At 72.0% G+C, this 12,988-nt stretch carries 15 protein-coding genes; 10 read left to right on the forward strand and 5 right to left on the reverse strand.

The annotated features are described in order from the left end of the window. The first annotated feature begins 35 nt into the window (after positions 1-35). From ACZ6S4_RS11375 to ACZ6S4_RS11400, 6 genes are all read left to right on the forward strand, one after another. On the forward strand, positions 36-215 hold the full coding sequence (locus tag ACZ6S4_RS11375; protein WP_465474819.1) for a hypothetical protein: 180 nt from the start codon (positions 36-38) through the stop codon (positions 213-215). Between the two features lie 80 nt (positions 216-295). Beyond that, on the forward strand, positions 296-673 hold the full coding sequence (locus ACZ6S4_RS11380; protein ID WP_465474820.1) for a response regulator: 378 nt from the start codon (positions 296-298) through the stop codon (positions 671-673). Positions 674-695: 22 nt separating this feature from the next. After that, complete coding sequence (locus tag ACZ6S4_RS11385) at positions 696-1,277, forward strand: glycosyl-4,4'-diaponeurosporenoate acyltransferase CrtO family protein (RefSeq protein WP_465474821.1); 582 nt, start codon at positions 696-698, stop codon at positions 1,275-1,277. Positions 1,278-1,296: 19 nt separating this feature from the next. Beyond that, entirely contained in the window at positions 1,297-2,922 is a 1,626-nt protein-coding gene (locus ACZ6S4_RS11390; RefSeq protein ID WP_465474822.1) for an alkaline phosphatase D family protein, read from the forward strand. Between the two features lie 9 nt (positions 2,923-2,931). Beyond that, positions 2,932-3,774 carry a hypothetical protein gene (locus ACZ6S4_RS11395; RefSeq protein ID WP_465474823.1) on the forward strand — a complete coding sequence of 281 codons (843 nt, stop codon included), beginning with the start codon at positions 2,932-2,934 and terminating at the stop codon, positions 3,772-3,774. A gap of 72 nt (positions 3,775-3,846) precedes the next feature. Then, positions 3,847-5,061: an NAD(P)/FAD-dependent oxidoreductase gene (locus ACZ6S4_RS11400; RefSeq protein WP_465474824.1), complete on the forward strand. Its 1,215-nt coding sequence runs from the start codon at positions 3,847-3,849 to the stop codon at positions 5,059-5,061. On the opposite strand, the gene ACZ6S4_RS11405 is transcribed toward ACZ6S4_RS11400, so the two are convergent. The 4 genes from ACZ6S4_RS11405 to ACZ6S4_RS11420 are packed head-to-tail and all read right to left on the reverse strand — an operon-like array spanning position 5,058 to position 8,951. Then, on the reverse strand, positions 5,058-5,465 hold the full coding sequence (locus ACZ6S4_RS11405; RefSeq protein WP_465474825.1) for an ester cyclase: 408 nt from the start codon (positions 5,463-5,465) through the stop codon (positions 5,058-5,060). The genes ACZ6S4_RS11400 and ACZ6S4_RS11405 overlap by 4 nt on opposite strands. Before the next feature lie 30 nt (positions 5,466-5,495). After that, positions 5,496-7,574 (reverse strand): CotH kinase family protein, encoded by a 2,079-nt coding sequence (locus ACZ6S4_RS11410; RefSeq protein ID WP_465474826.1) that lies wholly within the window; start codon positions 7,572-7,574, stop codon positions 5,496-5,498. After that, positions 7,567-8,355 carry a polyphosphate polymerase domain-containing protein gene (locus ACZ6S4_RS11415; protein WP_465474827.1) on the reverse strand — a complete coding sequence of 263 codons (789 nt, stop codon included), beginning with the start codon at positions 8,353-8,355 and terminating at the stop codon, positions 7,567-7,569. The genes ACZ6S4_RS11410 and ACZ6S4_RS11415 overlap by 8 nt, the downstream gene beginning before the upstream one ends. Then, positions 8,352-8,951: a DUF4956 domain-containing protein gene (locus ACZ6S4_RS11420; RefSeq protein ID WP_465474828.1), complete on the reverse strand. Its 600-nt coding sequence runs from the start codon at positions 8,949-8,951 to the stop codon at positions 8,352-8,354. Before ACZ6S4_RS11420 ends, ACZ6S4_RS11415 begins: the two co-directional genes overlap by 4 nt. Before the next feature lie 320 nt (positions 8,952-9,271). On the opposite strand from ACZ6S4_RS11420, the gene ACZ6S4_RS11425 reads away from it, so the two are divergent. Then, the gene (locus ACZ6S4_RS11425) at positions 9,272-9,724 is read left to right on the forward strand and encodes a DoxX family protein (protein WP_465474829.1); all 453 of its coding nucleotides are present in this window, start codon (positions 9,272-9,274) and stop codon (positions 9,722-9,724) included. A 1-nt stretch (position 9,725) separates the two neighbouring features. On the opposite strand, the gene ACZ6S4_RS11430 is transcribed toward ACZ6S4_RS11425, so the two are convergent. Beyond that, positions 9,726-10,157 carry a hypothetical protein gene (locus tag ACZ6S4_RS11430; RefSeq protein WP_465474830.1) on the reverse strand — a complete coding sequence of 144 codons (432 nt, stop codon included), beginning with the start codon at positions 10,155-10,157 and terminating at the stop codon, positions 9,726-9,728. On the opposite strand from ACZ6S4_RS11430, the gene ACZ6S4_RS11435 reads away from it, so the two are divergent. The 3 genes from ACZ6S4_RS11435 (at position 10,126) to ACZ6S4_RS11445 (ending at position 12,986) form a co-directional block, all read left to right on the forward strand. Next, complete coding sequence (locus tag ACZ6S4_RS11435) at positions 10,126-10,776, forward strand: TetR/AcrR family transcriptional regulator (protein WP_465474831.1); 651 nt, start codon at positions 10,126-10,128, stop codon at positions 10,774-10,776. The genes ACZ6S4_RS11430 and ACZ6S4_RS11435 overlap by 32 nt on opposite strands. Positions 10,777-10,822: 46 nt before the next feature. Then, the gene (locus ACZ6S4_RS11440) at positions 10,823-11,467 is read left to right on the forward strand and encodes a GNAT family N-acetyltransferase (protein WP_465474832.1); all 645 of its coding nucleotides are present in this window, start codon (positions 10,823-10,825) and stop codon (positions 11,465-11,467) included. A gap of 103 nt (positions 11,468-11,570) precedes the next feature. Next, a complete protein-coding gene (locus tag ACZ6S4_RS11445; RefSeq protein ID WP_465474833.1) occupies positions 11,571-12,986 on the forward strand; it encodes a cellulase family glycosylhydrolase in 1,416 nt (471 codons plus the stop codon). The last annotated feature ends 2 nt before the right edge of the window (positions 12,987-12,988 follow it).

Genomic DNA, 12,988 nt, shown 5'->3' on the forward strand with positions numbered 1-12,988 from the left:
TCCCGGCCGGGCCCGGACACTGCGAGAATGCCGGCATGGATGAGACAAAGAAGGACACGCGGGACGACCCGGATGCCGGCGCCGCGATGGGTCGGCGGGCCTTCTTCGGCCGGGCGCTGCTGGCGGCCGGCGCCGTGGGCGGGCTGCTGACGCTCACCGGCTGCCCCGGCGGCGAGCAGGACGACGATGACGACGGAGACGGGGACGACGACTAGACGGGCTCCCGCCGGAACTGCCCGGTTATTCCCGAATCGCGCTATATAACTGAATGAAGAAGTATGCGAAGATATCAATCATGGCCACCATCGCAGCAGCCGACGACGACCTCGCCGTCCGGACCATCGTGAAGCGGATCCTCCGGCGGGCGGGGCACGAGGTCACGACGTACGACGACGGCGCGGCGCTGGTCGAGGAGGCCCGCTCCCACCACCCCGACGTCGTGATCACCGACAACGAGATGCCGGTCATGAACGGGCTCCAGGTCGTCCAGGCCCTGCACGACGATCCGGCCACCGCCGACATCCCGGTGGTGCTGGCCAGCGGATCGGTGTCGGCGGCCACCGCGGCCGAGGTTCTGCACGACTGTGACCAGCTGGTGCCCAAGCCGTTCACGCCGGCTCAGCTGCAGGCCGGCGTCGACGCGGCGCTGGAACCGGCACCCGCGCGGTCATAGCCGCCGCGGCAACGGCATGGCGGTGCGGGAAATTCAAGATCGACGGGTACGCGCGGCCGCGGTCGCCCTGGGCGGCGGCGCCGTCGTGGCCGGCGTCGCCTGGGCGACCGGCACCGCGTTCGGCTACCGCGGACCGGCCTTCGCCTGGGTGCTGCACTTCCTGCTGATGGGGTGGATCTCCGGCGTCCTGGACGCCGCGCGGCCGCGACTGACCAGCACCTATTTCCGGGTCCGCGCCTGGGAGCCGGCCGTGTACCGCCGGCTCGGCGCGTGGTGGTACCTGCGGCTGCTGCGCGCGATCGGCTGGGAGCGGCTGATGCGCGGCGGCCGCGGCTTCACCGGCACCCGGGAGTCGCTCGCGGTGCTGGACAGGCAGACACGCTCCGCGGAGTGCGGCCATCTTGTGGTCGCCGTCGTGGTGACCGCGGTGTCGGTCGTGGCGGCCGGGGCCGGGTCGTGGGACGCCGTCGCCTGGCTGTCCGGCCTCACGCTGCTCCTGCACGTCTTCCCCGTGCTGCTCCAGCGGGCCCTTCGTGCGCGCATCCAGCGCCTGCGGCCGCCGGGCGAGGAGGTGAGCGGGGCGTATCCGCGGGGTGGCCGGTGACGTTGACCTGGTGGCGATCATGCCCAGCAGCCGTCAGGAGCCGCCCATGCTGCCACCGCACCGGCCCGCTCCCGCCACCCGGCTCGGAGCGTTGCCCCGTCGCGGCCTGTTCGCCCTCGGCGGCGCCGCACTGACGGTGGCGCTCACGCCGGTCGCCGCCTCGGCCGCGACGACAGCCGTGCCTCTCCGGCAGAATCCGTTCACGCTCGGGGTCGCCTCGGGTGATCCGCTGCCCGACGGCGTGGTGCTGTGGACCAGGCTCGCGCCACGGCCGCTGGAACCCATGGGCGGGCTGCCGTTCGCCGGCTACCCCGTGCAGTGGCAGGTCGCCGAGGACGCGGCCTTCCGGCAGGTGGTGCGCTCCGGCACGGCGACCGCGCGGGCCGAGTACGGCCACTCGGTCCACGTCGACGTGCGCGGCCTGCGGCCCGGCCGGGACTACCACTACCGGTTCCGCACCGGGGCGCACCTCAGCCCGGCCGGCCGTACGCGCACCGCACCCGCCGCGTCCGCCTCCCCGCAGGCCCTGCGTTTCGGGGTCGCGTCCTGCCAGGCCTACGGCGACGGGTACTTCAGCGCCTACCGGCACCTGGCCGCGGAGGACCTCGACGTGGTCTTCTTCCTCGGCGACTACATCTACGAGAACGCCGTCACCAGCGCCGGCGGCAACCGGCTGGACCCCGGACTCCACCTGCCGGACACCTTCGAACTGCCGGTCGACACCCTCGACCTCTACCGGATGCGGTACGCGCTGTACCGCACGGATCCGGACCTGCAGGCCGCGCACGCCGCCGTCCCGTGGGTGCTCACCTGGGACGACCACGAGGTCCAGGACAATTACGCCGCCGGGGTGCCCCGCTTCGACATCCCGGCCCGGGACTTCCTCGTGCAGCGGGCCAACGCCTACCGCGCGTACTGGGAGAACCAGCCCCTGCGCCGCCCGCAGCAGCCGTCCGGCGCGGACATGCGGCTGCACCGCCGGCTGCGGTTCGGCGATCTCGCCGAGGCGCACGTCCTCGACACCCGGCAGTACCGCTCGGACCAGGCCTGCGGCGACGGGCTGCGGGCCGGCTGCGCGCAGCGCGACGACCCCCGCCGCACCCTGCTCGGCGCGGCCCAGCGCGGCTGGCTGCTCGACGGCATGCGGCGGGGAGGCACCCGCTGGAACCTCCTGGCCCAGCAGGTGATGATGGCCGAGTGCCGCTACGGCGCGGACCCGCCCCTGCTCGACATGGACAAGTGGGACGGCTACCGGGCCGATCGGGACAAGATCCTGCGGACGGCTGCCCGGGTCCCCGGCACCGTCGTCCTCACCGGCGACATCCACTTCAACTACGCGGCCGACCTGCGCCCGGACTTCGCCCGGCCGCGGTTGCCGGCCGTGGCGGTGGAGCTGGTCGGCACATCGATCTCCAGCGGCGGCAACGGTACGGACAGCACGCCGATCCTGGACCAGCAGCGGCGGGACAGCCCGCACCTGCTCTTCGCCAATGCCCAGCGCGGCTACGTGCGCTGCACGCTGACCCGCAACACCCTGCGCGCCGACTACCGGACGCTGCCGTACATCAACCGCCCCGGCGCGCCCGTCACCACCCGGGCCTCGTTCGTATCCCACCGCGACCGCCCGGGCCTGAGCCCGGCCTGAGGGACAACCATGGACCGCACCCGGGCACACCGTGCCACCACCCTGCTCGCCGTCGTCGTCACCGCGGTCGGCGGCCCGGCGCCCGCCACCGCCGGCCCACCCCGCACCGGCGTGCGGCTGTCGGTCGGCCCCGCGACCCTGTCGATCACCACCGGGCAGTGCAACGGCGGGCAGCTTCTGGTACGCCTGACCAACAGCGGCCGGGCCCCGGTCCACGCCGACGCCGTGCTCACCGCACCGGAGGCCCTGCACCTGCCCCGGCGGCTGATCTCGACGTGGCTGCCGGCCGGTTACACCCGTACCGTGCCGGTGGCGGTCAGCGCGCCGGCCGGAACGCCCACCGGCACCTACACCGTGCGGGTGGCCGGCGGTGCGCGGCGGGCCGCCGTACCGGTCGCAGTGTCACCGGCCCGGCCGACCACCGACCTGGCCAGGTCCGCGGCCCGGGTCACCGCCTCGTCGTCGCGCACCGGCTTCCCGGTGTGCGGGGCGGTCGACGGCGACGCCGACCCGGCCCACTGGGGAACCGGCACCGGCTGGGCCGACGGCACCGGCCGGCAGTGGCCCGACTGGTACGCACTCACTTGGTCCCGCCCCCACCAGCTGACCCGCGTCACCGTCACCACGGTCGACTCCCCGCAGTACCCCACCGCCCGGTACGGCCTGCGCGACTGGGACGTCCAGCTCGCCACCCACGCCGGCTGGCACACGGTCGCCGAGGTCCGCGGCAACACCGCCCGGACGGTCAGCAGCACCTTCCCGAGGCAGCCCAGCACCGCCCTGCGCATCGTCACCAACGCCGCGAACGGCACCGACGACCAGTCCCGCATCGTCGAACTCGCCGTCTCCTAACCGGATTTCCCTCGGACGGTCTGTCGACATTGGCCGGAGCCGCCCAGCATGATGGTCCGGAGGGGGAGACAGATGCCGGATCAGGCGTACGACGTGATTGTTGTCGGTGCACGGTGTGCGGGGTCGCCCGTCGCGATGCTGCTGGCCCGCCGGGGTCACCGGGTGCTCGTGGTGGACCGGGCGACGTTCCCGAGCGACACCGTGTCCACCCACTTCATCCATCCGCCGGGTGTCGACGCGCTGCGCCGGTGGGGGCTGCTGGAGCAGGTCACGGCCACGGGCTGCCCGCCGATCTCCCGGTACACGTTCGACTTCGGGCCGGTCACGCTGGCCGGTGCGCCCGGGACCGAGCGCTCCCCCGTGGCGTACGCGCCGCGGCGGACGGTGCTCGACAAGATCCTGCTCGACGCCGCCGCGGCCGCCGGTGCGGAGGTCCGCGAGGGGTTCACCGTGGAGGAGGTGCGGGTCGCCGACGGTGAGCCGGCCGAGATCCGGGGACGTGACGCCGGCGGCTCACCCGTGGTGGAGCGCGCCCGGGTGGTCGTCGGGGCCGACGGGCGCAATTCGGTGGTCGCCAAGGCCGTGCAGCCCCGGCAGTATCACGAGCTCCCGCCGCTGACCTGCGGCTACTACTCGTACTGGAGCAATTTGCCGACCGACGGCACGTTCGAGATCTACAGCCGGACCGGGCGCGGCTGGGCGGTCTGCCCGACCCACGACGATCTCACCATGGTCATCGGCGGCTGGCCGTACGCGGAACTGGCCGAGCACCGCAACAACATCGAGGGCACCCTGCGGGAGACGTTCGCGCTGGCGCCCGCTTTCGCCGAGCGGCTCGCCGACGCCAAGCGGGAGAGCCGGTTCATCGGTACGTCGGTGCCGAACTACTTCCGTACGCCGTTCGGTCCGGGCTGGGCGCTGGTCGGCGACGCCGGCTACAACCGGGACTTCATCACCGCCCAGGGCATCACGGACGCCTTCCACGACGCCGAGCTCTGCGCCGACGCGCTCGATCAGGCGCTGGGCGGCGCCCGGCCGTACGCCGAGGCCATGGGCGACTACTGGTCGAGCCGCGACGAGCGGGTCCTCCCGATGTACGAGATGACCGCGCAGATCGCCTCGCTCCAGCCACCGGACCCGCAGATGGTGCAGCTGCTCACGGCCGTACAGGGCAACCAGGAGGCGATGGACGCCTTCGCCCGGGTGAACTCGGGCGCCACCCCACCGGCGGAGTTCTTCGCGCCCGACAACATCGGCCGCATCATGAGCCAGGCGGCGCAGACCTAGCCCGCCGGCGGGGTGAAGTCGACCCCGAGCTGCCGCAGGACGGTGAACAGCTCGTTCACCGACCAGTTGGCCACCACCTTGCCGTCGGCGAAACGCATGAACGACGCGCCCTGGTAGTCGACAGCACGGCCGGTTGCCGGGACAGGCCCGAACCGGCCGTACTGCGTGCCGGTGCCCCGCCACCGCACGGCGACGTCGTCCCCGTCAACCAGCAGCTGCACGATCTCGAACCGCTGGTCCGGGAAGGAGCTGCGCCGGTCGCGGTGCCACGCGAGGTAGCCGTCCGGCCCGTCGCCGGCCTCGCCGGTGTAGCGGGCGTCGACCAGCTCGTACACCGATTCCTCGCGGGCACCGTTCCACACGTCGTCGATCAGTCTCGTGGTGAGCTCACGCAGATCCGCCATGCCCGCGATGGTAGGCGGCGGCCGGACCGGTCAGGTCGCGGTGCAGGTCACCGCCGGTGGTGTGTTGGTGCCCGTCCACGTGCCGACGAAGCCGAAGGTGGTGCCGGCCGCGGCGGCGAGAGCGCCGTTGTAGCTCTCGTTGCGGGCGGTCACCGCGGCACCGCTGGTGGACAGCACCGCGTTCCAGGCCTGGCTGATCCGCTGACCGTTGGCGAAGGTCAGGGTGACGGCCCAGCTCCTGATGGCGGTGGTGCCGGCGCTGACCCGTACCTCTCCTTGGAAGCCGCCGGCCCACTGACCGGCCGGGGTGTAGGTCGCCGTGCAGCCGGCGCCGGCCGGCGGCGGCGTGGTCGGCGGCGGCGTGGTCGGCGGCGGCGTGGTCGGCGGCACCGGATTCGACGGGGACGGGGTGGACGGGGAAGGCGCCGACGGCGTCGGGGACGGCGAGGTGGTGGCGCCGCCCCAGGCGGTCGGGCCGTCGAGCCAGGCGGCGCGCCGGGTCATCCAGCTGCGCATGACCTGGACCTGACCCGCCCAGGTCGCGGAGGTGTCGGTGACGAACGGCCCGACCATCCGGGAGCTCAGGTTGGGCCACCGCTGGAAGTTGCGCTGGGCCGCCGCGGTCAGCGGGGTGCTGAGCGCGTCGACGCGGGTGTTGAGCGAGGCGTCGGAGAGCAGGCCGCGGCGCAGTGCCTGCCAGCGGACCTTGAGGTCGTTCTGGAACGCGGGATCGGTCAGCAGGATCTGGAACCAGTCGTTGGCCTGCGGCGACCGGGTCTGCTGGTACTGCCAGCCGGCGGTCTGCTCGTTGCCGAAGAAGCCGCCGGTGCCGAAGGTCAGGTCGTAGTCCCACAGCGGCCCGGCCACGATCGGGCCCTCCCGGTCCTTGTAGAAGTACGTGCTGCGCAGATAGGAGTCCATCTCGCGGCTGAACTCGTTGAGGATCACCAGGTCGACCCAGGACTTGGTGTCGATCCAGCTGCGGTAGCCGGTCTGCGGATCGGCGAAGCGGGAGCTGTGCAGCATGTCGTGGAACTGCTGGAGGTACTGCGTGAGCCAGGACTTCTGTTGGGCGTTCAGTGGTGACGGGTCCTCGACCTCGAGGTAGTTCCAGCAGGTCGCGGCCGGCCCCGTACAGGTCAGGGTGGGTTCCTCGGCGGCCAGCCACTCGAACTTGAAGATGTAGCCACCGCTGATCTTGGGCAGGGTGGTGTCGGCCTCCTTGAGCTGCTTGAGGTCGAGCCGGTCCTTGCTGTTCTTGATCGTCTCGACCAGCATGTAGACGCCCTGGTAGTCGGCGGCGGCGACCGGCGCGGAGTCGACGTTGAGGTAGAGCTCGACGAAGCGGTACCGCTGCGTCGCCATGCCCATCTCCCGGCCGAGGTCGTAGACCAGCGCCTCGCGGATCAGCGACTTGTCGCTGAACGGCCCGCGCAGCACCCAGTCCGAGTCGGCCGGCATGCCCAGCAGGGGCAGATCCGCGTCGTCGTCGGCGTTGTCGCGCAGCTCGAGCCGGTAGGGCGCCTTGTCGAACATGGCCGAGGACTGCCCGCGCAGGTGGATACCGGCCCGGGAGGCGACGGTCGGGGCCGCGGCGAGAGAGGTACGCCCACCCGCGGTGTCGAAGACCATGGCGGCGGCGTCCACGTAGTCGCGTCCGGGCTTGCCCTTGCCGTAGTCGTCGATCAGCATCAGCGGCAGGTCGTGCTGGGCGTCGAACGAGCGGGCCACGTACATCGCGGTGCCGGGGGCGCCGGTGGCCGTACCGTTGACGAAGGCCTGGGCCCGCAGCTGGGTGGTCCCGGTCAGGCTCAACGCCCGGCCGGGGTAGGCGGTGGACGTGGCGGCCGGCGGCCGGCCGTCCGTGGTGTACCGGATCTCGGCGCCGGCGATCGTGGTGCTCAGCGCCACCGAGACCGAGCCCTGGAAGGTGCCGCTCGGCACCGAGAACGTGATGTCGCCGGTCAGCTCGTCCTGAGCCGCGGCCACCGGCGCGGGGGCGTCCGGCGCGCGGCCCGCTTCGGCGCGGGCGCTGACGGTGAGGGCAATCGGGGTGACGACGCACAGGGCGATGAGTGCGCCGAGGATCTTTGGTATCCGCCTAGCCATGGACCAGTTCCTCTCTCGCAGCGGTGAAGTGTCGCCGGAGCACCCGCCGCCAGGGCGCCGCCGGAAGATCCGGGCGGAGGGCGGCCAGTCCGGTGGCGTACTTGGAGAAGGCGACGGGACGGTGGCCCCGGCGCCACAGCTCCCGGTCCGCGCGGGAGGCGGCCGAACCGGTCTTGGTCTCCACGATCGCGGTCCGCGGCAGCCGCACCCCGTCGCCGTCGGTGCTCCACCGCAGGGCGGTGTCGACGGTGACCCGGCTGTCGGTGTCGGGCAGCAGCAGCGTGAAACGCAGATATTCGGTACGCAGCGCCGAGGCGAGGACGACGTGGTTGCCGGCCGGCAGCCCGTGGCGGGCGAAGACGTCGTCGACGAAGGCGCGCCCGGCCGCCACGGTGTGCTGCTGCTCGCGGTCGTGCGGAGCCCGGTACTTGACCGTGCTGCCCCGCGAGCCGGGCACCTTCACCTCGAGCCAGCAGCTGCCGGAGTCGACGTACGTGCGGGTGCGGACCTTGAACCGGCGGCGGTGCCGGTGCGCGGTCCGGTGGTAGCCGCTGAGATCGGGGGTGTCGAAGTAGAGCGACTCGTACGCGAACTGCCGGATCCCGTTGATCTCCAGCACCACGGCATGCGGCGCAAGGGCTTCCAGCAGCAGGCGGGCGGCGTCGAGGGGCATGACGTACTTGCGGTCGACGCGGGTCTGCAGGGCGGCCCGCTCCTCCAGCTCGGCCAGGCCGATCCGGGGCAGCGTGTCCAGAGCGGCGAAGTCCATGACCGTGGTCACCGCCGGGCCGCGTACGCGGCGGGGCTCACCGGCGCCACCGCCCTGGACGAGGTACGGGCGTACCGGACGTCGACCACCGTGGAGTCGTTGATCAGGTCCACCCGCAGCGGGCGCGCGGAGTGCACCTTGCCGTCGAGCAGGCGCTCGAGCAGACCGATCAGCTCCTCACGGTTGGTGACCACGGAGTCCAGCACGACCGTCTGGTGCTCGTACCGGTTGAACAGCCGCCGGTTGTCGACGATCGCCATGACGAGCAGGATCAGGCCCATCAGGGCGATGTTGCGCCAGATCGAGACGGTGTCGAGCGCGCCCAGCAGGCCGAGCGCGAGCGCGGAGAAGAAGTACGCGACCTCGTGCTGGTCCAGTTCGGTCGAGCGCAGCCGGATGATGGACAGCACGCCGAACAGCGCGAAGCCCAGGCCCAGCCCGGCGCCGGAGCCGGTGGTGCGCAGCGCGTCGGCCACGGCCAGGACCCCGATGTTGACACCGAAGTAGGCCACCATCAGGTCCCGGCGCCGGTGCCGCGGGAAGTACAACCCGAGCACGAGCACGGTGACGGCCAGCACCTCGGCCCCGAGCAAGACGAATGCGGACATGCTCCGGTCCTCCTCCGAGCGGCGAAACGAGAAGAAAGTTCCGGAACAAGGCCGGAACTTGGTCCGCAGACTAAAACCGCCATTCGACGCATGTCAATGTTAATCTGCGCTTAACCATGGCTATTTGTTCGCTAAATGTGGGCTTTACCTGCGCGGACCCTCGCTCTGGTGATCGGCTTCCGGTGCTGGAAGTTTCGGACCGCCGGGCCATTCGTCCCACAGCCTGGGAGCGCTCCCATATATTGACCGACGTCATTGCCTTTGCCACGTTCCTTTTCTAACCTGCGAGCACCCCTCATCCCCGTCCCGCAAGGAGAGCCATGTCCTCCCAACGCTTCGCGGCTCCGCTGTGGTCGCTCTTCCGCATCGCGGTCGGCCTGCTGTTCCTCTGCCACGGACTGGCCACGGTCTTCGGCGTCCTCGGCGGCAACCGCGGCTCGGGCCAGGCGATCGAGCCCGGCACCTGGCCGAACTGGTACGCCGGCGTGATCCAGCTGGTCTGCGGCGCCCTGGTCCTGGCCGGCCTGGCCACCCGGCCCGCGGCGATCCTCGCCTCCGGCTCGATGGCGTACGCCTACTTCGTGGTCCACCAGCCGGAGGGCGTCCTGCCGATCCAGAACGGCGGCGTCACCCCGGCCCTGTACGCCTGGACCTTCCTCGCGATCGCCGTGCTGGGCGCCGGCCCGTGGTCGATCGACGCGCTCATCGCCCGCCGCCGCGACACGACGGCCGTCACGGCCCCCGAGAGCCAGCTCGCCGGCAGCCGGGGATAGCTCAGCGGGCCGCGAACGCCAGCGCCACAGACCAGACGAGCAGGGCGGCACTGCCCCCGCAGGCCGCCGTCCTGATCCGGTCCGCAACCCGCAGCCGGCGGTAGGGCCCGTCGGCGAAGCCGTCCCGTTGCAGCAGCAGATGCGACGGGACGGCCGCGGTGACGGTGGCCAGCAACGCGATCAGCCCACCGGCGGCGACCAATGAGGCCACCCAGAGCGGCACCGCGGCCGGGCGGACCAGCGGCAGAGCCAGGCAGGCGACGAAGCCGGCGAACCCCGGGACGACCACCACCGGAAGGGTCTGCCGGCTGTACCGCCGGTGACAGGCGACGAACGCCCCGGCCGGGACAGCGGCGTAGAGCGGATAACTCACCCGCGTGGTGAGCGCGGAGACGCCGCCGGTGCCCCGCCCACCCGCTGCTTCCCGTCGCACCTACGACAGTTCCGGCCGTCAGGAGCAGGCCCGGCGGTGCCGGGCGGATGTCCTGGACGCCTGCCGGGAAGGCCTGCTCCGGCACGGGTACGCGGGCCTGACCATCCGCGCGGTGGCCGAGGCCGCCGGCGTCTCGCAGGAGACCGTCTACAAAACCTTCGGCGGCAAACGCGGCCTGGTCAAAGCGATGTACGACGTCACCCTGGCCGGCGACGACGCACCCGTACCGATGAGCGAGCGACCCGAGGTGCGGGCCCTGCTCGCCGAGCCGGACCCGTTCCGCAAGCTCGCGGCGTACGCCCGGATCGCCCGCGGTGTCTCCGAACGGCTCGGAGCCGTCACCGCCGCGCTGAGCACCGGCGGCGCCGAAGCCGCCGAGATCGCGGCGGAGACCGATCGGGAACGCCTGGCCGGCGTCACCGCCTTCGTCGGCCACCTCGCCGCCGCCGGGCACCTGCCCGCCGGGCGTGATCCCGCCCAGGCGGCCGACGAGGCGTGGCTGCTGACCGCACCCGCGGTCTACCGGCTGTGCACGGCCGGCCGGGGCTGGCCGCCCGAGCGCTACGAGGACTGGCTCCGCCGCATGCTCACCGCGGCCATCCTCAAAGGACGCCGCTGAGCAAAACCGGGTGCACCTGGACCCGCGACCTGGCTAGCGTCCGGGCGTGGCCCACACCTATCCCCCGCTGAACGTCGAGGTCCGCACGCCGCGCCTGACGCTGGCCGGTGCGTCCGACGACCTGCTGGAACGTCTCGTGCCGCTGGTGCGGGCAGGGATCGCCGACGCGGCGCCGTGGCCGTTCGACGACCCGATGTCGCTCTACGCCGACAATCCGGAGCGCGAATGGCGGTGGCTGCGCGGCATCTGGGCCGGCCGGGCCCGGGTGAGCCCGGATGCCTGGCGGCTGTACTTCGCCGTGCTCGTCGACGGCGAACCGGTCGGCATGCAGGATCTGATCGGCACGAACTTCACCCGGTTCGGCACGGTGACCAGCTTCTCGTGGCTGGCCCCGGGCAGCCGCGGACGGGGGCTGGGCAAGGAGATGCGGGCGGCGATCCTGCAGCTGGCCTTCGCCGGGCTGGGCGCACGCGAGGCCGGCAGCGACGCCTTTGTCGACAACGAGGCGTCCAACCGCGTCTCCCGCGGCCTGGGCTACGAACCGAACGGTACGGACTGGGACACCCGCCGCGGCGAGCCCGCGCAGATCCAGCGGTGGCGGCTCACCCGGGACGCGTGGCAGCGGATCCGCCGCGCGGACATCGAGCTGATCGGCGTCGAGCAGTGCTGGCCCGTCCTGGGCCTCGGCTAGCGCCTCCCGCATTGCGCCGCTTCACCCGGAGGGTTACAGTCGGCCGGCGTGGGAGCGCTCCCACACACCCGTCCTCCCCCCTTGATCCGACGGAGCCCCTTTCATGCGCAGCCTCAGACTCAAGCTCCTCGCGGCCGGCGGGATCGTCGTCGCCGCCTCGGCGGTGGCTTTGATCGCCATGCCGGCGTCCGCGGAGACCGCCGCGTTCACCGTGACGAACTCCTGGAACTCCGGCTACCAGGCGAACGTGGTGGTCAAGAACGACACCTCGGCGACCATCTCCACCTGGCGGGTGGAGCTCAGCCTGCCCGCCGGGACAACCGTGGTCAACAGCTGGAACGCCACCCAGGCGAGCTCCGGCGGCACGTACACGTTCACCCCGGCCGGCTGGAACGCCACCCTCGCCGCCGGCGCGTCGACCGAGTTCGGCCTGGTCCTCAACGGCACCGGGCGGCCCACCACCTGCCTGGTCAACGGCCGCTCCTGCGACGGCTCCGGCACGCCGTCGTCGCCGACCGCGAGCCCGACGCCGACGCGGGCCACCACGCCCAGCGTCCCGCCGACCACCGCGCCGGCCGGCCGGACGCCGGTGGCGATCAACGGTCTGCTGCACGTCTGCGGCGTCAACCTGTGCAACCAGTACAACCGGCCGATCCAGCTGCGCGGCATGAGCACGCACGGCCTGCAGTGGTTCGCCAACTGCTACAACAACGCCTCCCTGGACGCGCTGGCCAACGACTGGCAGGCCGACCTGTTCCGGATCGCGATGTACGTGCAGGAGGGCGGCTACGAGACCAACCCGGCCGGCTTCACCTCCCAGGTCAACAACCTGGTCGACCTGGCCGAGGCCCGCGGCATGTACGCGCTGATCGACTTCCACACCCTCACGCCGGGCGACCCCAACTACAACCTGGAGCGGGCCAAGACCTTCTTCGCCGCCGTCTCCGCCCGTAACGCCGCCAAGAAGAACGTGATCTACGAGATCGCGAACGAGCCGAACGGCGTGAGCTGGACCGGCATCAAGAACTACGCCGAGCAGGTCATCCCGGTGATCCGCGCGAACGACCCGGACGCCGTGATCATCGTCGGCACCCGGGGCTGGTCCTCGCTGGGCGTCTCGGACGGTTCCGGCTCCAGCGAGATCACCGCCAACCCGGTCCGGGCCACCAACATCATGTACGCGTTCCACTTCTACGCGGCGTCGCACAAGGACAACTACCGTGCCGAGGTGGAGCGGGCGGCCACCGCGCTGCCGCTGTTCGTGACCGAGTTCGGCACGGTGAGCGCCACCGGTGGCGGTGCCGTCGACACGGCGAGCAGCACGGCCTGGCTCGACCTGCTCGACCGGCTCAAGATCAGCTACGCGAACTGGACGTTCTCCGACGCCGGTGAGGGCAGCGCGGCGTTCCGGGCCGGCACGTGCGCCGGTGGCACGTACGCGGGCACCGGTGTCCTGTCCGAATCGGGTGCGCTGATCCGCAGCCGGATCCGCACGCCGGACAACTTCCCGACCAGCTGACA

The sequence above is a fragment of the Actinoplanes sp. NPDC051405 genome (assembly GCF_055586185.1).

Bases quoted from the DNA above. Each gene is read 5' to 3' on its own strand.
- ACZ6S4_RS11375 (WP_465474819.1), top strand. From the start codon at position 36: ATGGATGAGACAAAGAAGGACACGCGGGACGACCCGGATGCCGGCGCC.
- ACZ6S4_RS11380 (WP_465474820.1), top strand. From the start codon at position 296: ATGGCCACCATCGCAGCAGCCGACGACGACCTCGCCGTCCGGACCATC.
- ACZ6S4_RS11390 (WP_465474822.1), top strand. From the start codon at position 1,297: ATGCCCAGCAGCCGTCAGGAGCCGCCCATGCTGCCACCGCACCGGCCC.
- ACZ6S4_RS11395 (WP_465474823.1), top strand. From the start codon at position 2,932: ATGGACCGCACCCGGGCACACCGTGCCACCACCCTGCTCGCCGTCGTC.
- ACZ6S4_RS11400 (WP_465474824.1), top strand. From the start codon at position 3,847: ATGCCGGATCAGGCGTACGACGTGATTGTTGTCGGTGCACGGTGTGCG.
- ACZ6S4_RS11405 (WP_465474825.1), bottom strand. From the start codon at position 5,465: ATGGCGGATCTGCGTGAGCTCACCACGAGACTGATCGACGACGTGTGG.
- ACZ6S4_RS11410 (WP_465474826.1), bottom strand. From the start codon at position 7,574: ATGGCTAGGCGGATACCAAAGATCCTCGGCGCACTCATCGCCCTGTGC.
- ACZ6S4_RS11420 (WP_465474828.1), bottom strand. From the start codon at position 8,951: ATGTCCGCATTCGTCTTGCTCGGGGCCGAGGTGCTGGCCGTCACCGTG.
- ACZ6S4_RS11425 (WP_465474829.1), top strand. From the start codon at position 9,272: ATGTCCTCCCAACGCTTCGCGGCTCCGCTGTGGTCGCTCTTCCGCATC.
- ACZ6S4_RS11445 (WP_465474833.1), top strand. From the start codon at position 11,571: ATGCGCAGCCTCAGACTCAAGCTCCTCGCGGCCGGCGGGATCGTCGTC.